This is a genomic window from Stenotrophomonas lactitubi (genome assembly GCF_002803515.1).
GTDB classification, from domain to species: Bacteria; Pseudomonadota; Gammaproteobacteria; order Xanthomonadales; family Xanthomonadaceae; genus Stenotrophomonas; species Stenotrophomonas lactitubi.
On record NZ_PHQX01000001.1, the window covers coordinates 1720461 to 1746178 of the forward strand.

General features: G+C 67.8%; 27 protein-coding genes. All 27 read right to left on the bottom strand.

The annotated features are described in order from the left end of the window. Window positions 1-29: 29 nt before the first annotated feature. Complete coding sequence (locus CR156_RS08175) at window positions 30-395, bottom strand: response regulator (RefSeq protein ID WP_025878971.1); 366 nt, start codon at window positions 393-395, stop codon at window positions 30-32. Further along, window positions 392-700, bottom strand: coding sequence for an STAS domain-containing protein (locus CR156_RS08180; RefSeq protein ID WP_100465280.1), 309 nt, complete (start codon window positions 698-700; stop codon window positions 392-394). Before CR156_RS08180 ends, CR156_RS08175 begins: the two co-directional genes overlap by 4 nt. A gap of 84 nt (window positions 701-784) precedes the next feature. Then, the gene (locus CR156_RS08185) at window positions 785-2023 is read right to left on the bottom strand and encodes a chemotaxis protein CheW (RefSeq protein WP_100552464.1); all 1239 of its coding nucleotides are present in this window, start codon (window positions 2021-2023) and stop codon (window positions 785-787) included. Continuing rightward, window positions 2020-2802, bottom strand: coding sequence for a ParA family protein (locus CR156_RS08190; RefSeq protein ID WP_100552465.1), 783 nt, complete (start codon window positions 2800-2802; stop codon window positions 2020-2022). Before CR156_RS08190 ends, CR156_RS08185 begins: the two co-directional genes overlap by 4 nt. Window positions 2803-2806: 4 nt before the next feature. Then, a complete protein-coding gene (gene motD / locus CR156_RS08195; RefSeq protein WP_100552466.1) occupies window positions 2807-3820 on the bottom strand; it encodes a flagellar motor protein MotD in 1014 nt (337 codons plus the stop codon). A gap of 1 nt (window position 3821) precedes the next feature. Beyond that, the gene (locus CR156_RS08200) at window positions 3822-4562 is read right to left on the bottom strand and encodes a flagellar motor protein (protein WP_089240989.1); all 741 of its coding nucleotides are present in this window, start codon (window positions 4560-4562) and stop codon (window positions 3822-3824) included. 125 nt (window positions 4563-4687) lie between these two features. Next, window positions 4688-6532: a chemotaxis protein CheA gene (locus CR156_RS08205; RefSeq protein WP_100552467.1), complete on the bottom strand. Its 1845-nt coding sequence runs from the start codon at window positions 6530-6532 to the stop codon at window positions 4688-4690. A 2-nt stretch (window positions 6533-6534) separates the two neighbouring features. Further along, complete coding sequence (locus CR156_RS08210) at window positions 6535-7140, bottom strand: protein phosphatase CheZ (protein ID WP_025878978.1); 606 nt, start codon at window positions 7138-7140, stop codon at window positions 6535-6537. After that, on the bottom strand, window positions 7140-7532 hold the full coding sequence (gene cheY, locus CR156_RS08215) for a chemotaxis response regulator CheY (RefSeq protein ID WP_006365466.1): 393 nt from the start codon (window positions 7530-7532) through the stop codon (window positions 7140-7142). Before cheY ends, CR156_RS08210 begins: the two co-directional genes overlap by 1 nt. Window positions 7533-7551: 19 nt before the next feature. After that, on the bottom strand, window positions 7552-8295 hold the full coding sequence (locus CR156_RS08220; RefSeq protein WP_025878979.1) for an RNA polymerase sigma factor FliA: 744 nt from the start codon (window positions 8293-8295) through the stop codon (window positions 7552-7554). Beyond that, window positions 8292-9179: a MinD/ParA family ATP-binding protein gene (locus CR156_RS08225; protein ID WP_025878980.1), complete on the bottom strand. Its 888-nt coding sequence runs from the start codon at window positions 9177-9179 to the stop codon at window positions 8292-8294. Before CR156_RS08225 ends, CR156_RS08220 begins: the two co-directional genes overlap by 4 nt. Next, window positions 9166-10785, bottom strand: coding sequence for a flagellar biosynthesis protein FlhF (flhF, locus tag CR156_RS08230; protein ID WP_100552468.1), 1620 nt, complete (start codon window positions 10783-10785; stop codon window positions 9166-9168). Before flhF ends, CR156_RS08225 begins: the two co-directional genes overlap by 14 nt. A 145-nt stretch (window positions 10786-10930) precedes the next feature. Then, entirely contained in the window at window positions 10931-13033 is a 2103-nt protein-coding gene (flhA, locus tag CR156_RS08235; RefSeq protein ID WP_100465286.1) for a flagellar biosynthesis protein FlhA, read from the bottom strand. Further along, on the bottom strand, window positions 13030-14160 hold the full coding sequence (gene flhB, locus CR156_RS08240; RefSeq protein ID WP_089240997.1) for a flagellar biosynthesis protein FlhB: 1131 nt from the start codon (window positions 14158-14160) through the stop codon (window positions 13030-13032). Before flhB ends, flhA begins: the two co-directional genes overlap by 4 nt. A 166-nt stretch (window positions 14161-14326) precedes the next feature. Further along, the gene (locus CR156_RS08245; protein WP_100552469.1) at window positions 14327-16456 is read right to left on the bottom strand and encodes a putative bifunctional diguanylate cyclase/phosphodiesterase; all 2130 of its coding nucleotides are present in this window, start codon (window positions 16454-16456) and stop codon (window positions 14327-14329) included. Window positions 16457-16618: 162 nt separating this feature from the next. After that, window positions 16619-17410 (bottom strand): flagellar biosynthetic protein FliR, encoded by a 792-nt coding sequence (gene fliR / locus CR156_RS08250; protein WP_089241001.1) that lies wholly within the window; start codon window positions 17408-17410, stop codon window positions 16619-16621. A gap of 16 nt (window positions 17411-17426) precedes the next feature. Continuing rightward, window positions 17427-17696 (bottom strand): flagellar biosynthetic protein FliQ, encoded by a 270-nt coding sequence (locus CR156_RS08255; RefSeq protein ID WP_005413254.1) that lies wholly within the window; start codon window positions 17694-17696, stop codon window positions 17427-17429. A 108-nt stretch (window positions 17697-17804) separates the two neighbouring features. Beyond that, window positions 17805-18584: a flagellar type III secretion system pore protein FliP gene (gene fliP / locus CR156_RS08260; RefSeq protein ID WP_100552470.1), complete on the bottom strand. Its 780-nt coding sequence runs from the start codon at window positions 18582-18584 to the stop codon at window positions 17805-17807. 1 nt (window position 18585) lies between these two features. Continuing rightward, window positions 18586-18993, bottom strand: a complete 408-nt coding sequence (fliO, locus tag CR156_RS08265) for a flagellar biosynthetic protein FliO (protein WP_100552471.1) — start codon at window positions 18991-18993, stop codon at window positions 18586-18588. After that, window positions 18990-19325 (bottom strand): flagellar motor switch protein FliN, encoded by a 336-nt coding sequence (gene fliN / locus CR156_RS08270; RefSeq protein ID WP_089241007.1) that lies wholly within the window; start codon window positions 19323-19325, stop codon window positions 18990-18992. The genes fliO and fliN overlap by 4 nt, the downstream gene beginning before the upstream one ends. After that, window positions 19322-20326, bottom strand: a complete 1005-nt coding sequence (fliM, locus tag CR156_RS08275; RefSeq protein WP_025878989.1) for a flagellar motor switch protein FliM — start codon at window positions 20324-20326, stop codon at window positions 19322-19324. The genes fliN and fliM overlap by 4 nt, the downstream gene beginning before the upstream one ends. Window positions 20327-20336: 10 nt before the next feature. After that, complete coding sequence (locus CR156_RS08280; RefSeq protein WP_100552472.1) at window positions 20337-20858, bottom strand: flagellar basal body-associated FliL family protein; 522 nt, start codon at window positions 20856-20858, stop codon at window positions 20337-20339. 222 nt (window positions 20859-21080) lie between these two features. Continuing rightward, the gene (locus tag CR156_RS08285) at window positions 21081-22214 is read right to left on the bottom strand and encodes a flagellar hook-length control protein FliK (RefSeq protein ID WP_100552473.1); all 1134 of its coding nucleotides are present in this window, start codon (window positions 22212-22214) and stop codon (window positions 21081-21083) included. Continuing rightward, window positions 22214-22696: a flagellar export protein FliJ gene (gene fliJ / locus CR156_RS08290; protein ID WP_089241011.1), complete on the bottom strand. Its 483-nt coding sequence runs from the start codon at window positions 22694-22696 to the stop codon at window positions 22214-22216. The genes CR156_RS08285 and fliJ overlap by 1 nt, the downstream gene beginning before the upstream one ends. After that, complete coding sequence (locus CR156_RS08295; RefSeq protein WP_100552474.1) at window positions 22693-24093, bottom strand: FliI/YscN family ATPase; 1401 nt, start codon at window positions 24091-24093, stop codon at window positions 22693-22695. The genes fliJ and CR156_RS08295 overlap by 4 nt, the downstream gene beginning before the upstream one ends. Beyond that, on the bottom strand, window positions 24090-24731 hold the full coding sequence (locus CR156_RS08300; protein ID WP_099818397.1) for a FliH/SctL family protein: 642 nt from the start codon (window positions 24729-24731) through the stop codon (window positions 24090-24092). The genes CR156_RS08295 and CR156_RS08300 overlap by 4 nt, the downstream gene beginning before the upstream one ends. Continuing rightward, complete coding sequence (gene fliG, locus CR156_RS08305) at window positions 24728-25714, bottom strand: flagellar motor switch protein FliG (RefSeq protein WP_089241304.1); 987 nt, start codon at window positions 25712-25714, stop codon at window positions 24728-24730. Before fliG ends, CR156_RS08300 begins: the two co-directional genes overlap by 4 nt. Window positions 25715-25718 lie beyond the last annotated feature (4 nt).

The following is a 25718-nucleotide window of genomic DNA, read 5'->3' on the forward strand; positions in this document are numbered from 1 at the left end:
AAGCGAAGAGGGGGAGCAGTGCGGGGCGATCAGCCCAGCACTTTCTGCACGGTGGCGACCAGCTGTTCGGGATTGAACGGCTTGACCAGCCAGCCGGTGGCACCGGCGGCCTTGCCTTCGGACTTCTTGTCCGCGGCCGACTCGGTGGTCAACATCAGCATCGGCGTGAACTTGTAGTCGGGCAGCTGGCGCAGTTCGCGGATCAGCGCGATGCCGTCCATGTTCGGCATGTTGACGTCGGTGACCACCGCATTGAAGCGCTGGCCCTTGGCACGTCCGAGCGCGACCGCGCCGTCTTCAGCTTCTTCGACGGCAAAACCGGCCGAGGTGAGGGCGAAGGAAACCATCTGGCGCATCGACGCCGAATCGTCCACCACCAAGATACGTGCGCTCATGCAGCGTTCTCCACAGATTTCAGGTTGTCATGGGTTACGTCCAGGCCCAGGGCCTGGGTGACGCCCAACAGGCGTGCAGCGTCACGGAAGGTTGCAGTGCAACCGTGGAAGCCAGTGCCCAGGCCTGCCTCGCGGCGGGCCTGTACGAAGGCACACAGCACCTGCACGCTGGCGGTGTGGATGCGACCGACCTGGCTTGCATCCAGGGTCAGCTCGCCTGCTTCCGCCACCAAGGGCGAAAGGCGGTTCTTGAGCTCGGTGCTGCTCTCGATGCCGAGATCCTCACCCAGTTCGACAGTGCTCATCGTTGCTCCGGACAAACGGTTCCAGCATTCATAACGGCACCGCGGGGTAGTTCTTTAGGGGAGGTATCGACGCGGAGCGTCGATTCACCCCAGCAGCTGCGTGGCGTCGAGCAGGATCATCGGCCGCTGGCTGATGCGGGCCACGCCGCGGAACAGGTCATTGGAGATCTGGCAGATGCGGGCGGTATCGGGCGGTTCGATCTGCGAGTCGGTCAGGTTGGCGACATCCTCCACGGCCGACACACGCAGGCCCAGGGTTTCGCCGTTCTCTTCAAGCACGACAATGCGGGTCTGCGCGTCATCCTCGGCGGACGCCGCGCCCAGGTGCAGGCCGAGATCCATCACCGGCACCACCTGGCCGCGCAGGTTCATGATGCCGAGCATTTCCGGTGCAGTGCCGCGCAATGGCAGCAACGGCACCGGCAGTACCACCTCCTGCACCTTCAGCAGCTCCAGCGCGTAGGCCTGGGTGCCGCAGCGCAGGCGCAGCCAACGCGAGGTGCGTTCGCCGGCGCGGCGGTTCTGCGGGTGCGGGCTGCTGGCGGGCTGATGCGCCTGGGCCTGCAGCTCCTGCCAGGTGCCGGGGCGGTTGCTGGATGGGGTGTCCACCGCGACCCGCGGCGGTGGTGCGACGGCGGCGCGGGCCATCGACGGCATCGGCGCAGGCGCGGGGCGCGCTGCGGCCTTGGCAGCTGCCGGCGCGGCGATGGCAGGCACCACCTCGCCGTCGGCGGCGGCTTCGAAAGCCGCCTGCAGTCCGGGGCTGTCGGTGTGCGCGAGGCTGTCGGCGGCGTCGGTTTCGTAGATCACTTCGTCCGGCAGGTCATCCCAGGTGGGTTCCGGCGCGGGCGGTGCGGCAGGGGCAACGGCCACGGGCGCGGTTTCATGGATGACATCTGCCGGCAGATCGTCCCAGGTTGGCTCGCGGTCGGCGTCGGCCGCAGGTGCGGTAGCGGCGTCGAAGGCGGCCTCGAGGGAGGCGTCGTCAATGACAGGGGGGCCCGCGACGGTGTCGGTTTCGTAGATCACCTCGGCCGGCAGATCGTCCCAGGTCGGCTCGCGCTCGGAGTCGACCGCAGGCGCAGCAGCGGCGTCGAAGGCGGCCTCCAGGGCCGCATCATCATTGGCCGGTGCGGCCACGACGGTGTCGGTTTCGTAGATCACTTCAGCCGGCAGATCATCCCAGGTGGGCTCGCGCTGTGCATCGGCCGCTGCACTCGTCGGGCGTGGCGTGGCATCTGCGGCGACCGGTGCGACCGGTGCCACGGCAATGTCGCCGAGCAGTTCGTCCAGATAGTCGTCGAGCATGCCGGTGGTGTTCATGCCGCCTGCTCCAGGGCACGTGCGTCCTCACCGAGGATCCAGTTCAACGCGCGCCGATAGGCCGCCAGGCCACGGCCCGGGTAGTCCTCGCCGATGCTCGGCAGGGTCAGGCCGGCCGCATTGCTGATGCGGGTGTCGATCGGAATCGCATCTTCCCAGACGCGGCTTGCGTGGCGGTCCTGCATGGCGCGCAGCGATTCATTGCCGGTGCGGGTGCGGCGGTCGAACAGCGTCGGCAGGATCGAGATCGGCAGCGGACGGCGGCGCGAACGCTCGACCATCTCGCCGGTGCGGACCATGCCATCCAGGCCGTGCAGGGCCAGCGGCTCGGCCTGGGTGGGGATGATCAGGCGATCAGCAGCGGCCAGCGCGTTGATCATCAGCAGGCCCAGGGTCGGTGCGCAGTCCAGCAGGATGTAGTCGTGCTGGCCCTGGTGGCGGGCGAGGGCGTTCTGCAGTGCCAGGCCGAGGCCGGGCTGGTTGGCGCTGCGCCGTTCCAGTGTGGCCAGGGAGGCCTGCGCGCACACGTAATCGAGTCCGCCGATGGTGCTGGCGTGGCTGAGCGTGGACAGGTCGGCTGGTGGTGCGCCGAACAGTTCCAGCACGCCGGCCGGTGCCGGTTCGATCGGTACACCGAAGGCGCGGGTCAGCGAGGCATGCGGATCGAGATCGATCAGCAGCACGCGGTGGCCGAGCGCGGCCAGGCCGCGACCGAGGGCGAGGGTGGTGGTGGTCTTGCCGACTCCGCCCTTCTGGTTGGCGACTGCCCAGATGCGCATCGGATTACTCCTTCATTGCCGGGGGAACGGCGGCGCCGACACGGCTGCCAGCCGGCACCGGTGGCAACTGCACCGGTGCGATGGGGGAAGTGGGGGTGGTGGCCGGCGCTGCGGCGGCCTGTTCGCTCGCGTTGCGGCTGGCCCCGGTGGCGGCATTCAGGCGTTCGCCCAGCGGGTCCACCGAATGACTGGTGTCGGCCAGGATGATGACCATCACCCGCCGGTTGCGGTTGCGGCCCTGCGCGCTGTCGTTCTCTTCGCGTGGGCGGAACTGGCCGTAGCCCACCATCGCCAGCCGCGACGGCTGCAGGCCCTGGTCGGCAAACAGATGCACAACACTTGCCGCGCGCCCGGCCGACAGTTCCCAGTTGGACGGGAAGGTGGCGGTGGCAATCGGCACGTTGTCGGTGTGGCCTTCCACGCGCACGCTGTTGGGCACGTCGCGCAGCACGCCGGCCAGGCTGGCCAGGGTGTCGCGCGCATGCACGTCCAGCGCTGCCGAGCCGGTCGGGAACAGGATGTCGCTGTTGATCTCGACTTCGATCCACAGCTCGGTGCGGCGCACGCTGATCATGCCGCGGTCGATCAGGGGTGCCAGCGCAGCGGTCAGGCGGTCGGCGATGCTGTTGAGCTGGCGCTCGGCACGCGCGATCTGCTCCTGGTTGTGCACCGACACCGGCATGCGCATCTGCGAGGCCATCGCCGGCAGCAGGGTGGGGTCATGCGACGGCGCGGGAGCGGACGGCCCGATCTTGGTGCCGGACTTGATCACCGACGGGCTGTCCCAGCCGCCGCCCTGCACCTGCTTGTTGCCGACCTGCACCGGATTGATGGTGCGCGGCGCACCACCGAAGGCATCGGTGAGGGCGTCGGCCATGATCCGGTACTTGCCCTCGTTGACCGAGGAGATCGCGTACATGACCACGAAGAAGGCGAGCAGCAGCGTCATCAGGTCGGCATAGGGGATGGCCCATGCTTCGTGGTTGGCGTGCTCTTCGTGGTGCTTGCGGCGGGCCATGTCAGTGCAGGAAGCCGGAGAGGTTGGTTTCGATGTTGCGCGGGTTCTCGCCCTGGGCGATCGAGATCAGGCCTTCGATGACCATTTCGCGGTCGCGCGAGTTGTGGGCGATCACGCCCTTCAGCTTGGCGGCGATGGGCAGGAACAGCAGGTTGGCCGAGGCGATGCCGTAGATGGTGGCGGTGAACGCCGCGGCGATGCCGTGGCCCAGCTTGCTCGGGTCGGCGAGGTTCTTCATCACCGCGATCAGGCCGAGCACGGCGCCGATGATGCCCAGCGTAGGCGCATAGATGCCCATCGCCTCAAATACCTTGGCGCCGGCCTGATCCTGGTGTTCCTGGCTGCCGAGTTCGATTTCCAGCATGTGCCGGATCGATTCGGGTTCCACACCGTCCACCAGCAGTTGCAGGCCCTTGCGCAGGAACGGATCACGCTGCGCTTCCACCTGCGATTCCAGGCCCAGCAGGCCCTGGCGGCGGGCGATGTTGCTCCATTCCACGATCTGCTGGATCAGTTCACGACGGTCGCTGTGCGGCGGGCGCACGACCCAGCGCACGATCTTGAACGCATGCTTGAACACCGCCGGCGCGGTATGCAGCAGGATGGCGGCGATGGTGCCGACGATGACGATCACAAACGCCGCAGGCGACCACAACGACGCCAGGCCGGCGCCCTTGAGGATGCTGCCACCGACCAGTGAGGCCAGGGCGAGGAAAAGTCCAATGAGGCTGAGTCTATCCATGGGTCCGGTATCGGCTTGTATGAATGGGACTTGAGACACCGGGAGAATCTGGTGTAACGGAGTTCACAGTTTCCTGTGTCGCCGGGCTGGCCCGGCGCTATTGCGTGTCGCGTTCAGGAATCGGGTCAGTCGTGTGGGCTGCGCAGTCCGTCCACGTCCAGGATCAGGGCCATGCGACCATCGCCGATCAAGGTTGCACCGGCGTAACCGCGCAGGCCGCGCAGGGCCTTGGGCAGTGGCTTGATGACCACTTCCTCGCGCCCGCGCACCTGGTCCACCACCAGCCCGAAGCGTGCTTCACCGGCCTGCAGCACCACGATGGTCAGCAGCGGCGAGGCGGCCGGCGTCACATCCAGCCATTGCCGCAGGTCGACCAGCGCCAGCGTGTGCGAGCGGCGGTCAAGCACGGCACGGCCGTCGAACCAGCCCAGCGAGGTGCGCGGCGCATGCAGCACTTCCATCACGCGGGCCAGCGGCAGTGCGTAGACGTCTTCGCCGGCCTGCACCAGCAGGGTCGGCAGGATCGCCAGGGTCAGTGGTACGCGGATCATGAAGCGGCTGCCGCGGCCCAATTCCGACTGGATCTGGATCTGCCCGCTCAGCTCGCGGATGCGCGACTGCACCACGTCCATGCCGACGCCGCGGCCGGAAATGTCGGTGACCTGCTGCTTGGTCGAGAAGCCCGGCAGGAACACCAGGTGCAGGCATTCCTCGCTGCTCAGGCGGGCGGCGGCTTCCGGATCGATCAGGCCCTTCTCGCGTGCCTTGGCGCGCAGCTTTTCCGGATCGATGCCGGCACCGTCGTCCTGCACTTCGATGCTGACGTAGTCGCCTTCCTGCTGTGCCGACAGGCGCACATGGCCCATCCGTGGCTTGCCCTGTGCTTCGCGCAGTTCCGGCGTTTCCACGCCATGGTCGATGGCGTTGCGGACCAGGTGCACCAGCGGGTCGGCCAGCGCTTCGACCAGGTTGCGGTCAAGCTCGGTCTCGGCGCCGATCAGTTCCAGGTCCACTTCCTTCTTCAGCGAACGCGCAACGTCGCGCGCCACCTTCGGGAAGCGCGAGAACACCTTGCCGACCGGCTGCATGCGGGTGCGCATCACCGCCGACTGCAGGCGTGCGGTGGCGATGTCCAGCGTCGACACGGCGCGGTCCAGCTCTTCATCGCGCAGGCGCGCGCGCAGCGTCTTCAGCCGGTTTCGTGACAGCACCAGTTCGCCGATCAGGTTGACGATGGCATCCAGGCGCTTGGTATCCACGCGCACGGTGTGTTCGGCTTCGGCGACGGGCTTGTTGGGTGCCGGCTTGCTGGCAGCTGGCGGGGCCGGCGAGGGCGCCGGTCGCGGTGCCGGTGCGGCGACAACCGCTGCGGTGGCGTTGCTGCCCGGGGCGGCGCCACCATGCAGCTGGTCGAGCAGCGCCTCGAACTCGTCTTCGCTGATCATGTCGTCGGCTTTCTTCGCCGCCGGTGCTACGGTCGTCGGCGCCTTGCCGCCGTGCAGCTGGTCGAGCAGGGCCTCGAATTCGTCGTCGGTGATCAGGTCTCCGCCGCCCGCATTCGGTGTCGCGGCCGAGGGTGCAGCTGTGCCACCGCCGTGTACATCGAACTGGGCGACCAGTTCGGGCGGGGCAAAGCCGGGCTCGCTACCTGATGACACCGCGTCAAGCATCGACTGCAGGTAGTCCAGTGACTGCTGGGCGGCATCGAAGTGATGTGCCTGCAATACGGCCTGGCCGGCACGCACGGCGCCCAGCGCTTCTTCGGCGGCGTGGCACAGTTCGACCATCGCGGTGATGCCGAGGAAACCTGCGCCGCCTTTCAGCGTGTGGTAGCCACGGAACACCGCGTTGAGCTGTTCATTGTCCTGCGGTGCCTGTTCCAGCGACACCAGCTGTTCGCCGAGGCGATCCAGGATTTCCTGGGCCTCGATGATGAAATCGGCAGTGATGTCGTCGGCTACCGCGCCCATGGTTACAGCCCCAGATCCGACAACAGGTCGTCGGCGTCGTTCTGCGAGACCGCATGGCGGTCCAGTCCCTTCAGTGCCGGCCCGGCCAGTTCCGGGTCGGTGCGATGCTGTTCCGGCGGCAGGCCGAGCGCGCCGAAGCCTTCGTGCACGCGGCGGACGATGCCGACCACGCGACGGATGATCTGTCCGGTCAGGTCCTGGTAGCTCTGGGTCAGGGCGATCTCGGTGAGGTTGTGGCGGATGCGGTCGAGCTGCACGTCCTGGCCCGGCTGCAGGCCATCGGCGCGCAGCTGTTCGGTCAGGCTGCGGCACTCTTCGGCCAGGTCCAGGGTGCGATGGGTGGCCTGTTCGGTCATCGCCACCACGTGATCCAGGCGCGCGCAGGCGTCGTCCAGCTCGCCGGCTTCATCGGGCACGGTCGGCAGTTCGCCCAGCGCCTGGCCCAGTTCGCGGGCCAGCCGCGAAAGGCCGCTCATCATCGGCTGGGTGCGTAGTGCGACCAAGCCGTCGATGCGCTGGCGCCACGCCGCTTCGTCGCCGGATTCCAGCGCGTCCAGGGCTTCCTGCAGGCGCAGGGCGAGGGCACTCTTGTCGACCGTGGTGTCCATCAAGCGCTGGCCGCCAGGCGTTCGAAGATCTTGCCGAGCTTCTCTTCCAGCGTCTGTGCGGTGAACGGCTTGATGATGTAGCCGTTCACGCCGCTTTGCGCTGCCTCGATGATCTGCTCGCGCTTGGCTTCGGCGGTCACCATCAGCACCGGCAGGGTCTTCAGCTTGGCATCGGCACGGATCGCCTTGAGCAGTTCGATGCCGGTCATCACCGGCATGTTCCAGTCGGTGACCACGAAGTCGAACGGCTGGCTCTGCAGCAACGACAGCGCGGCATGCCCGTCCTCGGCTTCGGCGGTGTTGGTGAAGCCCAGATCGCCCAGCAGGTTCTTGACGATACGACGCATGGTCGAAAAATCGTCGACGATCAGGATGCGCATGTTCTTGTTCAAAGCAGAGTTCCTTTGTTGATCAGCTCTCGAGGCCGGCGTCGGCCGCCTCGAAAATCTTCAGTCGGCCACGCAGGCGCAGGACCGCCTGGCCGTGGATCTGGCAGACCCGCGACTCGCTCACGCCGAGCACTGCGCCGATCTCCTTCAAATTCAGCTCCTGCTCGTAGTAGAGCGACAGCACCAGCTGTTCGCGCTCGGGCAGGTGGCCGATGGCATTGCCCAGCTCGCGGCCGAACTCGCCGCGTTCCAGTACCTGCTGCGGGGTCGGGCCGCCCTGGGCGACGGTGTCCAGCTCGCCCTGGTCTTCAATGCGTGATTCCAGGCTCAGCACCTGCCCGCGCGAGGCGTCCTCCATCAGGCGCAGGTACTCGGGCAGCGGCATCTCCATCGCAGCGGCCACTTCGGTGGCGCTGGCGGCGCGGCCGGTGCTCTGCTCCAGGCGGCGGATGGTGGCAGCAGCATCGCGGGCACGGCGGTGCACCGAACGCGGCACCCAGTCGCCACGACGGATCTCATCGATCATCGAGCCGCGGATGCGGATCGAGGCGTAGGTCTCGAACGAGGCGCCCTGGTCGGCGTCGTAGCTGCGCGACGCTTCGATCAGGCCCATCATGCCGGCCTGGATCAGGTCGTCCACTTCAACGCTGGCCGGCAGGCGCGCGGCCAGATGGTGGGCGATGCGCCGCACCAGGTCCGAGTGCTGGGCGATGACCTCATTGGCCGCCGTGCGCTGGACCTCTCTGTACTGGGCGGCGCCTTTCATGCGGCCACCCCACGCTGCTTGATGATGCGCTCGAGGAAGAACTCGACGCCACCGCGCGGCTCGGTCGGTGCCTGCCAGCGGGCGGTGCGGCGGGCGATCTCGGTGATCGCCAGCGCCGACGGGCTGGACGGATAGGCCTTCACCACCGGCTGCTGGCGCTGCACCGACAGGCGCAGCCAATCGTCCTGCGGCACGCAGCCGAGGTAGTTCAGCGAGACATCGGCGAGGAATTTCTCGCAGACGCGGGTCAGCTTCTCGTACAGCACGCGGCCTTCGTTGGGGTCGCGCACCATGTTGGCCACCACCTGGATGCGGTCCACGCCACGTTCGCGCGACAGCACCTTGATCAGTGCGTACGCGTCGGTGATCGAGGCCGGTTCATCGCAGACCACCACCACGGTGTCCTGCGCGGCCTGGCAGAAGGTCAGCACGCCATCGGTGATGCCGGCGGCGGTGTCCACCACCATGATGTCCAGCTCGCGCTCCAGTTCGGAGAACACGTTGACCAGGCCCACATGCTCGGCCGGGGCCAGCTCGGCCATGTGCCGGCGGCCGGACGCGGCCGGGACCACCAGCACGCCGTTCGGGCCTTCGATGATCACGTCATCCAGGCTGCAACGGCCAGCGACCAGGTCGGCCAGGGTATTGGTGGGGCTCAGGCCGAGGATCACGTCGATGTTGGCCAGGCCGAGGTCGGCGTCCAGCAGCAGGGTGCGTTTACCCATGCCGGCAAGCGCTACGGCCAGGTTGGCCGACACGTTGGTCTTGCCGACGCCGCCCTTGCCGCCGGTCACGGCAATTGTGCGCACAGGGCCAAGCGGCTCGCTGCGGGTCGCCGTCAGCGGGAAGGTGGTGGTCAGCTTGGCGTACTCACGCGACGGCATGGTTCAACTCCGGGTTGCAGGGCATATCGGCCGCGCGGCGCAAATCTTCAAGGCGAAGTACAAGATTGGCTGCACTGGCCCGGTGCAGGTCGTCCGGGACGTCCTGGCCGTCGGTCACCCAGGTGATCGGCAGCTTGTGGTCCACCGCCACCGACAGGGCGTTGCCGAAGCGACCGGTCTCGTCCAGCTTGCTCAGCACCAGGCCCTGCAGGTTGGCCGCGCCGAAGCGGCGCACCACCTCGTCCATGTCACCGAAGCTGGTGTTGGCCGGCAGCACCAGCAGGGTGCGGACCTGGCGGGCAGCGCGCAGCCACTGCAGCTGGGCGGCCAGCGCACGGTCGCGCGGGCCGAGGCCGGCGGTGTCGATCAGCACCAGCTTGTAGTCCTTCAATCGCTCCAGCAGCTGGTCCAGGTCGGTGCCGCTGTTGGCCTCGTGCACCGCGATGCCGAGCTGGCGGCCGTAGCCGTACAGCTGTTCACGGGCGCCGATGCGCATCGTATCGGTGGTGACCAGGGCGACATCGCGGGCGGCATGGGCTTCGGCGAAGCGCGAGGCCAGCTTGGCGATGGTGGTGGTCTTGCCGGCGCCGGTCGGGCCGACCAGGGCGATCACACCGCCTTCCTCCATCGGATCGACCGGGGCGATCGGCAGCTTGCGCGAGATCAGCCCCAGCATCAGGCCGCGGCCACGATGCGCTTCGGTTTCCAGCGGAATCTGCATGGCCACGTCGCGGGCGATGCCGGCGTCGAAGCCGTACTCGTCCATCAGGTCCAGCGCGGTTGCGCGCACCGGGCAGCCGCGCAGGCGCTCATCGGTGAAGCGGTTCATTTCGCGCTCGATCACCTGGCGCATGCCGGCCACTTCCTGGCGCAGGTGGCGGATCTCGGCGTCGTCGGCAACCAGAGTGAGAGCAGGTGCCGGGGCCAGGGTCGGCAGCGGTGCCGGCGCAACTTCCGTCGGCTGCACGGCAACCGGCGCATGGGGTGCTTCGTCTTCGGGCGCTGCGGCGGCCTGGCTGGCAACCGGCAGCGGCGGCGGCGAGACTGCCGGCAGCTGCGCGCTGTCTTCCAGCGGTGGATCGATCTGGAAGCGGGCGCGGTTCACCGCGGCAGCTGCGGCCGGCAAGGGCGCAACGATGGCGTCGGCAAACGGGGCGAAGATCTGTTCCGGCAGCGTCGATTCATTGACGGCGGCACGCGCCAGCGTAGCGGCGAAACCGGTGCTGCCACGGGTCGGCACGATTTCGTCGGCGCTGTCGAGGGTGCGGCCGGTCGCGCCGACGGCAGCGCGGGCGAGGGCGGCGACGGCGGAAGTGGTGGCTGCCACCGGCTCCGGTGCCGGGGTGCTGCTGCGACGGCGGGTGACCGCGGCGATCACCGCGTCGGCGGCGGTACGCGGCTTCGGTGCGGGCGGCGGCGCCACGTCGCGACGCGACGCTTCCAGGGCGCGCTGCACGGCGCTCTCATCGTAGTTGGCGGCGGCCACGATCTCGATGCCTTCCTCGATCCGGCGGTTGGACAGGATCACGGCGTCAGGACCATGTTCCTTGCGCACCAGGTTCATGGCCGAGCGCATGTCGGCGGCGACGAATCGTTTGATTTTCATGCTGTGGTCACGGGACGAAGTCGGCGGAGTGGCGGTCGGAGAACGCGGGTGGTCGGTGGTCTGCACGGTTCGGGTTCCCCTTGGAATCTGTCTGTTGCGGGTGTTTGAAAGTGGTGTCTGTTTTCTGGCGCTTTGCAGGGCGGCGTCAGCTGATCGTTCCGACCAGCTTCAGGCGCTTGTCCTCCGGCACCTCGCTGTAAGCCAGGACCGACAGCGACGGAACGCTGTGGCGGACCAGGCGGGCCAGCGCGGCGCGCACCGGGCCTGGTACCAGCACCACCGCGGGCTCGTTGCGGGCTTCCTGCTTGCTGACACATTCGGCCAGGCTCTGGTGCAGTCGCTCAGCGAGTCCGGGTTCCAGCGCGGCGCCGTTGCCCTGCGTGGACTCCTGCAAGACACGTTCCAATTGCGGGTTGAGGGTGAACACCGGCAGCTCCGCCGACATTCCGGCGATCTCCTGCACGATGAAGCGGCCCAGCGCGGTGCGCACAGCGGCGGTCAGCGTGGCCGGGTCCTGGCTGTGCGGGGCATGTTCGACCAGGGCTTCGGCGATCTTGCGCAGCTGGCGGATCGGAATGCGCTCGACCAGCAGGTTCTGCAGCACGCGCACCACCGCCGACAGCGGCAGCGCCTTCGGCGTCAGATCTTCGACGAGCTTGGGCGCGCTCTTGGCGAGGTTGGCCAGCAGGTGCTGCACTTCCTCGTGGCCAAGCAGTTCCGGCGCGTGCTCGCGGATCAGGTGCGAAAGATGGGTGGCCACCACCGTGGCCGGGTCGACCACGGTGTAGCCCAGAGTTTCTGCCTGGGCGCGCTGGTGCGGCTGGATCCAGGTCGCATCCAGGCCGAAGGCGGGGTCCTTGCCGGCGATGCCTTCCAGCGGACCGAGCGCACTGCCGGGGTCCAGTGCCAGTTCGCGGTCGGGATGGATTTCTGCGGTGGCCACCGGCACGCCATGCACCAGGACCCGGTAGCCGTTGGCCGGCAGTTCCAGGTTGTCGCGGATGTGTACCGACGGAATCAGGAAGCCGACGTCCTGGGTGAGCTTGCGGCGCACGCCCTTGATACGCGGCATCAGTTCGCCGCCCTGGTTGCTGTCCACCAGTGAGATCAATCGATAGCCGACTTCCAGGCCCAGCGGATCGACCGGGCGCAGTTCATCCCAGCTCAGTTCCGCCGTGGGCGCGGGGGCGGCGGGGCGGCCCAGCGCGTTCAGTGCGTTGGTTTCGCCTGCCGCGGTGTCGGCCTGCGCCGGCGCCAGGCCCTTGCGGTACACCTTCCAGGCGATGAAGCCGAGGATCGCGGCCAGCGTCAGGAAAGCGACGTTGGGCATGCCCGGCACCAGGCCGACCACGCCGAGGATGCCGGCGGTGATCGCCAGCGCACGGTACTGGCCGAACACCTGGCCGGTCATTGCCTGTGCCATGTCCTGCGAACGCGAGGCACGGGTAACCAGCATCGCCACCGCACTGGAGACCAGCAGCGCCGGCAGCTGCGCCACCAGGCCGTCACCGATCGACAGCAGGGTATAGGTGGCCGCGGCCTCGCCGAACGGCATGCCATGCTGCAGCACGCCCACGGCCAGGCCGCCCAGCATGTTGATGAACAGGATCAGGATGCCGGCGATCGCATCGCCGCGGATGAACTTGCTGGCACCGTCCATTGCGCCGTAGAAGTCGGCTTCCTCGCGGACCTCTTCGCGGCGCAGCTTGGCTTCCTCGCGCGTCAGCAAACCGGCGTTGAGATCGGCGTCGATCGCCATCTGCTTGCCGGGCATGGCATCGAGGATGAAGCGCGCGGTCACTTCCGAGACGCGGCCGGCGCCCTTGGTGATGACCACGAAATTGATGATGGTCAGGATCGCGAACACCACGATGCCGACGGCGTAGTTGCCGCCGATCACGAATTCACCGAACGCGGCGATCACCTTGCCGGCCGCTTCGTGGCCGTTCTGGCCGTTGAGCAGGATCACGCGGGTCGAGGCCACGTTCAGCGCCAGCCGCAGCATGGTGGTGATCAGCAGCACGATCGGGAAGATGGTGAAGTCCAGCGGGCGCTTCACGTAGACCACCGCCAGCAGCACCATCAACGAGATGGCGATGTTGAAAGTGAACAACGCATCGAGCACCGGCGCGGCCAGCGGCACCACGACCATGGCCAGCAGGGCCAGCACGATCAGCGGCGCGCCCAGACCCTGGCGGATCATCTCAAGCGCGCGGCGGGTATTGAAGCTGGAGGCCTGGGCGCTCATGGACGGCCCCCGTTGCCGAACTCATCAACCTGGATGTGTGGCGTGGACGGCATCGGGCCGGTCCGCCAGCTGCGCAGCTGGTAGACGTAAGAGAGGACCTGGGCGACGGCTGAATACAGTCTCACGGGGATTTCCTTGCCGAGTTGGCCTTCCCGATACAAGGCGCGTGCCAAAGGCGGGGCAGAGACGATGGCGACCTTGTTGCCGTCGGCCACTTCACGGATGCGCAGGGCGGTTTCATCCACGCCCAGGGCGACCACGGTGGGCGCATTCATGGCCCCACCTTCGTACTTCAAGGCCACCGCATAGTGGGTCGGGTTGACCACCACCACGTCGGCGGTGGGGACCGCCTCCATCATCCGGCGGTTGGCCATCTGCTGCTGCAGCTGGCGGATGCGGCCCTTCACTTCCGGGCTGCCTTCACTCTCCTTCATCTCCCGGCGCAGTTCTTCGCGGGTCATCTTCAGCTTGCGCATCCAATTCCAGCGCTGGTACGGCGCGTCGATGGCGGCCAGCACCAGCATCGCTCCGGCGGTGGCCAGCAGCAGCCGCAGGGTGAAGCCCAGGCCGTCGCCGATGGCGGTTTCCAGTGGCTGGTGGATCAGCCCGCGCAGGGTGTTGAAACTGGTCCACACGACCATGCCGGCGGCGACGCCGACGAAGGCTACGCGCAGCAACGACTTGATGAACTCGGCGACGGCTTCGGGGCCGTACAGGCGCTTGAGCCCGCTCATCGGGTTCATGCGGTTGATGTCGGGCATCATCGCCTTGGCCGACCAGCGCAGGCCGCCCATCACCACCGGCGCCAGGAAACTGGCCAGCAGGCAGACCAGCACCAGCGGCGCGATCACCCACATCAGCTGCAGCAGCAGGTCGCCGAAGTGGCCGAACAGGGCCTTGGGGTGCTGGCGCAGGCTCTGTTCGGGGCTGAGCGCATGGCGCATCCAGGCGCTGGCGCCGCTGGCCATCGAGCCGCTCATGGCCATCACTGCGATCACCCCGGCGCCGAACACGGCGGCCGTGCCCAGTTCACGCGAGCGTGGCAGGTTGCCCTGTTCGCGGGCGTCGCGCAGGCGTTTTTCTGTCGGTTGTTCGGTTTTTTCGCCGGCGGATTCGTTCTCGGACATCACAGGCACTGCAGCAGGGGATGCCGGGGTGCGTGCAAGAATCGTTCCGTGACGGGTGCATGTGCCAACCGAAGTTGGCGCCTGCCGGAGCAGGTACCGGTAGCGCCGGGCCATGCCCGGCGAGCGGGCAGCCTGGATCATTGCATCCGCCGGGCATGGCCCGGCGCTACCCCGGGGGCTGGTCCTGCGGGCTCTGCGCCAGTTCCACCCGTGGCCGCGGCAGGTCGTGCAGCTGCATGAAGCGGGCGGCGTCCACCGGCCGGCCCAGCAGGAAGCCCTGCAGGTAGTCGCAGCCCAGGCGCTCCAGGTAGGCGCGCTGCGCTGCGGTCTCTACACCTTCGGCGACGATATCCATGTCCAGCGCGTGGCCCAGCGCAACGATGGCCGACACGATCACCACGTCTTCGGCGCTGTGTTCGAGGTCGCGCACGAATGCATGGTCGATCTTGATCTCGGTGGCCGGCAGGCGTTTCAGGTACAGCAGGCTGGAGTAACCGGTGCCGAAATCATCGATCGAGATGCCCACGCCCAGGGCGGAGAAGCTCTGCAGCAGGCGTAGGCTGGTATCGGTATCGCGCATCACCGTGCTTTCGGTGATCTCCAGCACCAGGTTGCGCGGGGCGATCGCGTAGCGCTCGATCACCTCGCGTACGTCCTGCAGCAGGTGTGGCGAACTGAACTGCACCGGTGACAGGTTCACCGACATCGTCCAGCTGTCGTGGCCGGCATCGTGCCAGTGCCGCAGCTGCTGGCAGGCCTGGTCCAGCGCCCAGCGGCCGATCTCGTTGATCGCACCGCTGCGCTCGGCCAGGCGGATGAAGCGGTCCGGCGGAATCAGGCCCTGTTCCGGGTGGCGCCAGCGGATCAGCGCTTCGGCGCCAGCCACCTTCTGCGTGGCCACGCGGATCTTCGGCTGGTAATGCAGGAACAGCTGCTCGCTGCCGATCGCCCGGCGCAGGTCGGCCAGCAGGCGGAACTGCTGCTCGGCGCTGTCGTTCATCCAGTCGGCGAACAGCACGAACGCATTGCGGCCCGACTCCTTGGCCTGGTACATGGCTGCGTCGGCGAAGGCCATCAGCTGGCGTTCGCTGGCGGCGTGGTCGGGGCAGATCGCGATGCCGATGCTGGCGGTCACCTGCAGTTCGTTGTCCGGCAGCAGCGGGCCGCTGCCCACCGCCTGCAGGATGCGCCGGGCCAGGGTCGGCAGGTCCTCGTCGTGCTCGATGCGCACCACCAGCACGAATTCGTCGCCGCCCAGCCGTGCCAGCAGATCGTGTGGGCGCAGCAGCTGGCGGGTGCGTTCGGCCACCGCCACCAGCAGCGCGTCGCCGGCCTGGTGGCCATAGGCATCATTGACCTGCTTGAAGCCATCCAGGTCCATGAACATCACCGCGAAGCGGCTGCCGCCCTGTTCGGCCTCGGCCAGTGCCTGCACGATGCGCCGCTGCAGCAGCAGCCGGTTCGGCAGGCGGGTGAGCGGGTCGTGCAGCGCGGCCTGGGTCAGTTCCTGCTGGGCGTCGGTCAACGAGGTGCTGAGCAGCGAATTGCGCAGGCGCAACAGCTGTGCCTCCACCCGCTGGTCCAGCCAGGACACCACCAGCACCACCGCCAGGATCGCCACGGTCAGCACCACCACCAGCATCGCCAGCCAGTTGTTCTGCAGGCCATCGCCCACTGCGGCGCCGCAGATGCTGCCTTCGGGGAAACGGGCGGCGGCCATGCCGGTGTAGTGCATGCCGACGATGGCCAGGCCGAGCAGGCCGGCGGCAGCCAGGCGGTCGCCGATGCGGGTGTGCTGCGCGCGCAGGCGGAAGGCCACATACAGCGCGGTCCACGACGCGGCCACCGCAACCAGCAGCGACAGCAGCAGCCACACCGGCTGATAATCGATGCCAGGTTGCATGCGCATCGCGGCCATGCCCACGTAATGCATGCTGGCGATGCCGCTGCCCATCAGCAACGCGCCACCGGCCAGGCGTGGATGGGGCAGGGTACGCAGCGACACCAGCCAGAGCGCGAACACCGACGAGCCGATCGCCAGTGCCAGCGACAGCAGGGTGATGGGCAGGTCGTAGCCCAGCGGAATGGGCAGGTCGAAGGCGAGCATGCCGATGAAGTGCATCGACCAGATGCCCAGCCCCATCGCAAAGCCGCCGCCGAGGCGCCACCACCAGGTCGCGCCCTTGCCAGGCGCGGTGACGGTGCGCCCGGCCATCGCCAGCGCGGTATAGGACGCCATCACTGCAACCAGCAATGAGGTCGCCACCAGCCACGGGTTGTACGTGCCTACCAGCATTCGTCAGTCTCCCGGACCTGCCTGTCAACGGAAAAACTACGGTGGGGCATGCGTAAGGCGGGCGACCAGGCGCCGCCGGTTGCAGCGTCCCCCCGGTCGCTGCCCATTCACTCTAACGCGGGCACCGGGGGGGACGGCAAGCAGCAAAACGTGATGACCGCGTCAGCGGGTCACGGCACCCGCAGCCTCGAAGGCGGCATCGAACAGGCGCTGCACCGGCGGGCCCATTTCACCGACCAGCAGGGTCAGCAGGAACAGGCCCAGCAGCAGCGAGACCGGCAGGCCCAGCTGGATCGGATTCAGCGCCGGCGCGGCGCGGGCCAGTACGCCGAAGGCCAGGTTCACCGCCAGCATCGCCACGGTCAGCGGGATGGCCAGGGTCAGTGCCCCGCGCAGCACGGTCAGCAGGAAGGTCGGGGCGATGCTGAAGAAGGCGTGCGGGTCGGGCAGGGGCGCACCGATCGGCAGGGCGCGGTAACTGTCCACCACCAGCGAGATCAGCGCCAGATGGCCGTTGGCGGTGAAGAACAGCAGGCCGAACAGCAGGTAGAACCATTGGCCGATGACACCGGAGGTGCCGCCGCGCAGCGGGTCGCTCATCTGCGCAAACGCCAGGCCGGTGCCCTGGGCGACCAGTTCGCCGGCCATCGCGCCCGCCTCGAACACCAGCCGCAGCATGAAACCGATGGCCACGCCGATCGCCAGCTCGCGCGCGATGGTCAGTACGGTGGCGGCGTCGAAGCCGGTCCAGTCCGGTACCGGCGGCAGCAGGGGCGCCAACGCAATGGCCAGGGTGCCGGCCAGCATCACCCGCACCCGGCCGGGCACGGCGCGGGTACCGATCATCGGCATCGCCATGGCCACCGCGCCGATGCGCAGCATGGTCCACAGCACGGTGCCGATCATGCCGAAGGCATTCAGGCCGTCGGCAGCCATCTGGGTGGCGGCGTCCATCTGCGTGCGCGTCCGTCTAGCCGATCAGGTGCGGAATGCGCTGGAACAGCAGCGTGGTGAATTCGACCAGATGGCCGATCAGCAGGCTGCCCAGTGCGAACAACACCGCAGTGAGCGCTGCAGCCTTGGCAACGAAGGCGATGGTCGGCTCGTTGAGCTGGGTCGCGGCCTGCACCACGCCCACCACCACGCCGACCACCAGGACGGTCAGCAGCAGCGGGCCGGCTACCCAGAGCACGGTGATCAGGCCGCCACGCAGTTCGGTCAGGGCAAGTTCGGGAGACATCATGGTTCCATCGGTAGCGCCGGGACACGCCCGGCGGTGGTCAATGCGGCGGCCGGCACTGCCGGCGTCGCCGCTGTAGAGCCGAGCCATGCTCGGCTGACCTTCGGATCAGGCCGGATTGAAGCTCGCCGCCAGCGTGCCGACGGTCAGCACCCAGCCGTCCACCAGCACGAACAGCAGGATCTTGAACGGCGCCGAGACCAGCATCGGCGACAGCATCATCATGCCCATCGACATCAGCACACTGGCCACGACCAGGTCGATGATCACGAACGGGATGAAGATCAGGAAGCCGATCTCGAAGGCGGTTTTCAGTTCACTGGTGACGAACGATGCGACCAGCACCGGGAACGGAATCGCATCGGGGCTGGCGTAGGTGCCGTGCCCGGCGATGCCGGCAAAGGTCATCAGGTCGGTCTCGCGGATCTGCGCCAGCATGAAGGCGCGCAGCGGCGTGGTGGTCAGCGTCCAGGCGGTCTGGAAGTCGATCTCGCCATTGAGGTACGGCGCCATGCCGGTGCTCCAGGCCTTGTCCCAGGTCGGCAACATGATCATCGAGGTGAGGAACAGGGCCAGGCCCAGCAGCACCTGGTTGGACGGTGTCTGGCCGGTGCCCAGTGCCTGCCGCAGCAGGCCCAGCACGATGATGATGCGGGTGAACGAGGTCAGCACCAGCAGCATCGACGGGATCAGGGTGATCGCCGTCATCAGCAGCAGGGTCTGCAGCGGCAGGCTGACCGGCGCACCGCCGATCTTGCCGACGTTGATGTCCGGCAGCGGCGTGGTCGGTGCGCCCGGGGCGGCGAACGCCAGCGCAGGCAGCAGGCACAGGGCGATCAGGGTCAGCCACGGCAGCAGGGCGGCGAGACGGGAACGGGTCACACGCATGTCAGGGGTCCTTGCGCAGCCGCTGTTGCAGCAGCTGGGCGAAATTCGGCAGGTTCTTCAGATCGGGTACGCGTACCGGCGCAGGCGGCGGCAGTGGTTCGGGCAGGGTGTGCAGGGCATTGATGCCGCCGGCGGTCACGCCCAGCAGCAGCTGCTGGCCGTTGACCTCGACCACCACCACGCGCTCCTTGGCGCCAACATTCAGGCTCGCCACCAGCTTCATGCCCTCGGCCGGGCGGAAGCCGCTGCCGGGCAGACGCTTGAGCAGCCAGCCCAGGCCGATGACCAGGGCCAGCACTGCCAACAGGGCCAGCACCGCACCGAACAGGCTCGGTGCGGCCGGCGCATGCTGGCCGATCTGCGGGGCCGTCTTGGCGACGGCCAGCGCGGTGGCGGCGAGCAGGTTCAACGCAGTCTCCGGATCCGCTCGCTGGGGCTGACCACATCGGTCAGGCGCACGCCGAAGCGGTCGTTGATCACCACCACTTCGCCATGGGCGATCAGCGTGCCGTTGACGAACACGTCCAGCGATTCGCCGGCACCACGCTCCAGCTCCACCACCGAACCCTGGTTGAGCTGCAGCAGGTTGCGGATCGGCAGGCGGGCGCGACCGACTTCCAGCGACAACGTCACCGGCACGTCGAGGATCACGTCCAGGTTCAAATCCGGGCCGGTCGCCTCATCGGCCTGCAGGCTGCTGAACTGGGCCGGGGTCGGTTCGAGGGCGTCGATATCGTTCATTGCGGGTCTTCCTGGATGACGGGTACGCGCGGACGGGTGCCCGGCGGATGGGTAGCGGTGATCTTTACGGCGTTCATGCCGTTGGCGACGCCGAACTCACCGGTGAACACCGGGATGTTCTCCACGCACAGCGGCACCTGCGGGCTGAGGTCGATCGGCAGGATGTCGCCGACCTTCAGCCGGGTCAGGTCGCGCAGGGTCATGCGCTTGCTGGCCAGCACGCTGGACAGGGTGACTTCGGCCACGTTGAGCTGCTCGCGCAGGGTGCGGCCCCAGCTCTCGTCGCGGTCGTTGCGGTCGCTCTGGATGCCGGCGTCGAGCAGTTCGCGGATCGGCTCCAGCATCGAGTAGGGCAGGGTCACGTGGATGTCGCCGCCACCGCCGTCGAGTTCGACATGCAGGCGGCACACCACCACGTATTCGCGCGGCGTCACGATGTTGGCGAAGTGCGGGTTGATTTCCGAGTTGATGTACTCGAATTCCACGTCCATCACCGGCGCCCACGCTTCACGCAGGTCGGCGAAGGTCTGCTTCAACAGCAGGTGGATCACCCGCATTTCGGTGGCGGTGAACTCGCGGCCTTCGATGCGCGTCGGGTAACGCCCGTCGCCACCGAAGAAGTTGTCGACGATGGCGAACACCAGGGTCGGTTCGAACACGATCAGGCCGGTACCGCGCAGTGGCTTGAAGCGGATCAGGTTCAGGTTGGTCGGCACATACAGCGAGTGCATGTAATCGTTGAACTTGATCAGCTCGATGCCGCGCACGGACAGTTCGGCCGAGCGCCGGATCAGGTTGAACAGGCCGATCCGCCACAGGCGCGCGAAGCGCTCGTGGACCATTTCCAGGGTCGGCATGCGACCGCGGATGATGCGGTCCTGGCTGGCGAAATCGTAGGAGCGTGCTTCGCCACTGGGGGCGTCCGGCTCGGTTTCGACCGCGCCACTGTCCACGCCATGCAACAGGGCATCGATCTCATCCTGGGACAGCAGGTCATTCATCGGGGAGCCCTTACTGGGTCACGAAGCTGGTGAACAACAGGTCGTCGGCACCGTTGCTGCCGGTCTCGGCCTTCAGCACCTTCTGCACTTCGGCCAGCGAATCGGCCTGCAGCTTCTGCTTGCCGGCGATGTCGGCGATCTGCTGCGGGCTGACCTGCGAGAACAGCATCAACAGGCGTGCGCGGATGGCCGGGGCATGGGTCTTGATCGCTTCCAGCGCGGCCGGATCGCGGGTCATCAGCTGCACTTCCACCTGCAGGTAGCGCGGGCCGTCGATCGAGCCGTTGAGGTTGACCACGAACGCCGGTTCCAGTGCGAAGTACTGGGCCGGGGCCGGGGCCGGGGTGGTGGTCTTCTTCGGCGCCTGCGCGGTCTTGTCTTCGTGCTTGGACTGGGTGAAGAACCACACCCCGCCACCGGCGGCGCCGGCGGCCAGTACGGCGACCAGGGCGGTGATCAGGATCGGACTACGCGGCTTGGCGGTCTTGTCCTTCTCGGCGGTCTTCTTGGTTTTGTCAGCGGCTGCGGCCACGGGGTGAAGCTCCTGAGGGTTGCTTCACCGGGATATGCAAGGGGTGTGCCGGAGTGGCCGGCGAGGGGTGCGACGGAATTCTGTCGGGTGTTCAAATCGGTAGCGCCGGGCCATGCCCGGCGGAATGTCGGGAATCCGCCGGGCATGGCCCGGCGCAACCGTGTTCTGGTGGGGGCCGACCGTCCCGCTCTTGGTAGGTGCCAACCTCGGTTGGCACGCCTGTCAGGCGTACGCGTCCAACAACCCGCGCTGGCGGATCAGCTGCGATGCCGACACCGTGGTGTCGCCCAGTGACGGTTCTCCGTCACCACCGCGACCGCCGCCAGTCTGGCTGCCCGGATTGCCGTCGCCACTGTGCTGCTGGCCGACATCGGCATGGGCCAACTGGAAGCCCTGCTCGCCGAGCAGTTCACGCAGGCGCGGCAGGCTGCTTTCCAGCGCCTGGCGAACATCGACGTGCGGGCTGCTGAAGCTGGCATGCACCTTGTCACCGTTCATCTGCAGACGCACGTCCACCGGCCCCAGGTCTTCCGGATTGAGGCGGATGTGGGCATGACCGATCTTCTGGTCAGCCAGCCAGCCGATGCGCGCGCCGATGGCCTGGTCGAAGCCATCGTCGCCCAGTACCGGCTTCGGTGTGGGTTCGCCGTTGAAGACAGCATTGCTGGCCAGTGCGGCCTTAAGGTCCTGCAGGGCGGCGGGCAGCGGGGGCTGCAGCGGCGCCGGCGGCGCGCGGTCGCCGATCTGCAGGCTGTCGCCATCCTCGGCCCGATCCAGCGCCTTGCCACCCAGCACCAGTTCGGGCAACGGCAGGCCGCTGGCCTCACCGTCGCCGGCAGCGGATGCCGATGCGCTGACCGCGGCTGGTGCCGCTGCGGCGGGAAGTGCCGGTGCAGCCAAGGGCAGTGCACCGCCGTCGGCATCGCTGGCCGTCGGCGGCGGCACAACAGGCACCGGATCGACGCCGGTGGGCACGGCCAGCACCAGACCGGCCAACCCCAGCGGCGGCCAGGGCGCGTCGTCCGTGCTGGTCGGGGAGTCCTTGTCATCGGCAGCTGCAGACGTTGCCTGTGCAGCGGGTGTCGATGTCGCGGGGTCAGTGGCGGCGGTTTCGCCGTCGCCCGGCCGTGGCGTCGTCTTGCCCGGATTGCCATCGGAAGTCGATGGAGCGGTGGTAGGTTTCGCCGGGCTGCTGGCGGTGGCCGCAGCACCGGTAGTGCCGGTCGACGCGCTGCCACCCTGCAGCATCTGGCCGAAATCCTTGCCCGAATCACTGCTCGAGGTGCGTGCACTGCTGGCATTGCCGCTGCCGCCGGGCGTCGGTGCGCTGGCGTTGCTGCTCAGGGGGGAGGGCATCACGATCGGCCTCCCTGCTCGCCATCATCCTGGTCTTCGGTCTGCGCCAGGCGCGCGCGACGTGCGCCGATGTCATCCATCTCGCGCTGGTCGCGGCGGTCGGTCACCACCTTTTCCTGCGCGCGGTAGCTGGCGGCCAGCTGTTCCAGCACCGCCTTGTCACGGCTGGCCAGGATCAGGCGTGCGCGCTCGGCTTCGACCTTCTCGCGGTTGCCGTTGACGGTCTGCTGCTGCTGTTCCACCGCGCTGTCCAGCCGGTCCAGGAAGGCGCGCCGGTTCAACAGCTGCGCCGGACTGGTCGCGGCCATCTGCGCGTCGGCCATCTGTTGCGACGCATATTCCTCGGCATAGCGACGCAGTTCGTCCAGGCGCGACAGATGGGTGTCGAGCACGGTCTGGCGCTCGGCCAGGTCGCGGGCGACCGCGTCCTCATGTTCCTGGGCCCGCTTCAGCAGCGGATCGATGCGCTTGGACTGGATCATGTCAGCCTCTCATTCTCTTGTTCCACCAGGCGCTGCAACGCCGCCTGGCTGTGCGGTAGATCTGCGGCCTTGGCGACATCCTGGCCGAGGAATTCCATGATTTCCGGCCAGCGCTCAAGGGCTTCATCGGTCGCGGCGTCGTTGCCGCGCTGATAGGCGCCGATGGCGATCAGGTCGCGGTTGGCCGAGTAGGCCGAGACCAGCCGTTTCAGCTTGCGGATGCGCAGGCGCCACGGTTCGTCGGCGATTTCCGTGACCACGCGGCTGACCGACGATTCCACGTCGATGGCCGGGTACAGGCCGCTGTCGGCAACCCGGCGCGAGAGCAGGATGTGGCCGTCGAGAATCGCGCGCGCTGCATCGGCGATCGGATCCTGCGGATCGTCGCCCTCGGTCAGCACGGTGTAGAAGGCGGTGATCGAACCGCGGCCCTTGGCACCATTGCCTGCACGTTCAACCAGTGCCGGCAGCTTGGCGAACACCGATGGTGGGTAGCCACGTGTAGTGGGGGGCTCGCCCACCGAAAGACCGATCTCGCGCTGCGCCTGGGCGAAGCGGGTCAGCGAATCCATCAGCAGCAGAACGTTCAGGCCCTGGTCGCGGAACCACTCGGCGATGGCGGTCGCACGGTAGGCGCCATGCAGGCGGGCCAGCGGCGGTCGGTCGGCCGGGCTGGCCACCACCACCGCGCGGCGCAGGCCTTCCTCGCCCAGGGTGCTTTCAACGAAATCGCGCACTTCGCGGCCACGCTCACCGATCAGGCCGACCACGATCACGTCGGCGGCGGTGTAGCGGGTCATCATTCCCAGCAGCGTCGACTTGCCGACGCCGGAGCCGGCGAACAGGCCGACACGCTGGCCACGGCCGATCGGCAGCAGCGCATTGATCGCGCGCACGCCCACATCCAGGGGCTGGGTGATCGGTTCGCGTGCGAGCGGATTGATCGATACGCCGGCCATGCCGACGTGGCCTTCCGCGCGGATCGGACCCTTGCCGTCCAGCGGCACGCCATCGCTGTCGATGACGCGGCCAAGCAGGCCTTCGCCCACTTCCACGCCGCCACGACGGGCCGATGGCACTACCCGCGCATTCGGCAGCAGGCCATGCAGTTCGGCGCTGGGCATCAGGTAGGTGCGTTCGCCAGCGAAGCCAACCACTTCGGCATCGACCCAGCCGCCGTCGACCACTTCCACCTTGCAGCTGGCGCCCAGCGGCGCTTCGCAGCCGACCGCCTCAAGTGTCAGGCCGACCGCCCGGCGCAACACGCCCTCGCGGATCAGCCCGCGGCCGTGCGCGGTGTCGACCTTCAGGCCATCCAGGCGGTTGGCCAGGCGCAGGTTGCGGGGAATGGTCCAGTCGGCCGGCGGCGATGGCTGCGACGCGGTGTCGGTATTCATGCGATGGCTCCGGTCTGGCGGATCACGGCATCCAGCGCGCCGCGCAGGCGCGCTTCCAGCGTGCCGTCGATGCGCACCGCTTCGGCATGCACGCGCAGGTCGCCACGGCTCAGGCTGGTGTCAGGCACCAGGCGCTGCTGCGGCGACAGGGTCAACAACGGGGCGAGGGCGGTGATGTCATCCGGATGCAGGCGCACTTCCACCTCACGGTTGCTGCCGCCAACGGCGTCAATCGCCTCGCCGACCAGTTGCCCCAACAGCGCCGGGTCGGCCTCGTAGGCACGGCCGACCAGCGCACCGGCGATGCGTACCGCCAGTTCGCCGAGCGCGCCGACCACTTCATTTTCCAGGCGCGCCAGTGGCCGCCCGAAGTTGTCGAGGATGCCCTCGATCTGTGCGACCAGCCGGCGCACCTCGGCCTGGCCCTGGCTGAAACCATCGGCATGGCCGTGGTCGAAACCTTCTTTCTCGGCGCTGTCCTGGATCGCCTGGATTTCTTCCAGGGTAGGCAGCTGCAGCGGCGGCTCCGGCTCATGCTCCGGGTCCGGCTCGGTGAGTTCGAAGGCATCGTCGTGGTCCAGCACCGGTTCGGGCTGGGCCAGCAGGTCCGGGGCAAGCCAGCGCACGACGTTGCTCACAGCATCGCCTCCGCGCTGCCACCGATGGTGACGGTGCCCTCATCGGCCATGCGCTTGACGATGGCCAGGATCTCGCGCTGCGCCACCTCCACGTCGGACAGGCGCACCGGGCCGCGCGCTTCCATGTCTTCCAGCAGGATCTCGGCCGCGCGCTGGGACATGTTGCGGGTGATCTTGTCGCGCACCTTGATGTCGGCACCGCGCAGGGCCAGGCCCAGCCGCTCGCCGCTGACTTCGCGCAGCACCAGCTGCATCTCGCGGTCGTCCAGGTCCACCAGGTCGTCGAACACGAACATCAGGTCCTGGATGCGGCCACTCAGCGGCGCATCGATGCGTGCGATTTCGCCCAGGATGGCCTGGTCCTGTCCGCTGTCCATGAAGTTGAGGATGTTCGCCGCGCACTGCACGCCGCCGATGTTGGACGACTTCAGGTTCTGGTTGCCGGCGAACTGGCGTTCCATGATCTCGTTGAGTTCGTTCAGCGCATTGGGCGGAATGCCGTCGAGGGTGGCGATGCGCAGCAACACGTCCACACGGGTGCGGTCGGGCAGCAGCTTCAGCGCGTCGGCAGCCTGGTCGGTTTCCAGGTGTGCCATCACGATGGCGATGATCTGCGGGTGCTCGTTGCGCACCAGGTCGGCCACCGCACGCGGGTCCATCCACTTCAGTGCGTCCAGACCAGTGGTGTTGCGGCCCAGCAGGATGCGGTCGATCAGGTTGCCGGCCTTTTCGCTGCCCAGCGCCTGCACCAGCATGTTGCGGATGTAGTCGTCCGAGCCCACGCCCAGCGAGGTCTTCGAGCCCAGCTCACTGCTGAACTGGTCCATCACCCGTTCCACCTGTTCGCGGGTGATGTCGGACATGGTGGCCATGGCGATGCCGATCTTCTGCACCTCCTTCGGTTCCATGTGGCGCAGCACTTCGGCCGCGTCCAGTTCACCCAGCGACAGCAGCAGGACGGCGGCGCGCTGCACGCCGGTCAAGGGG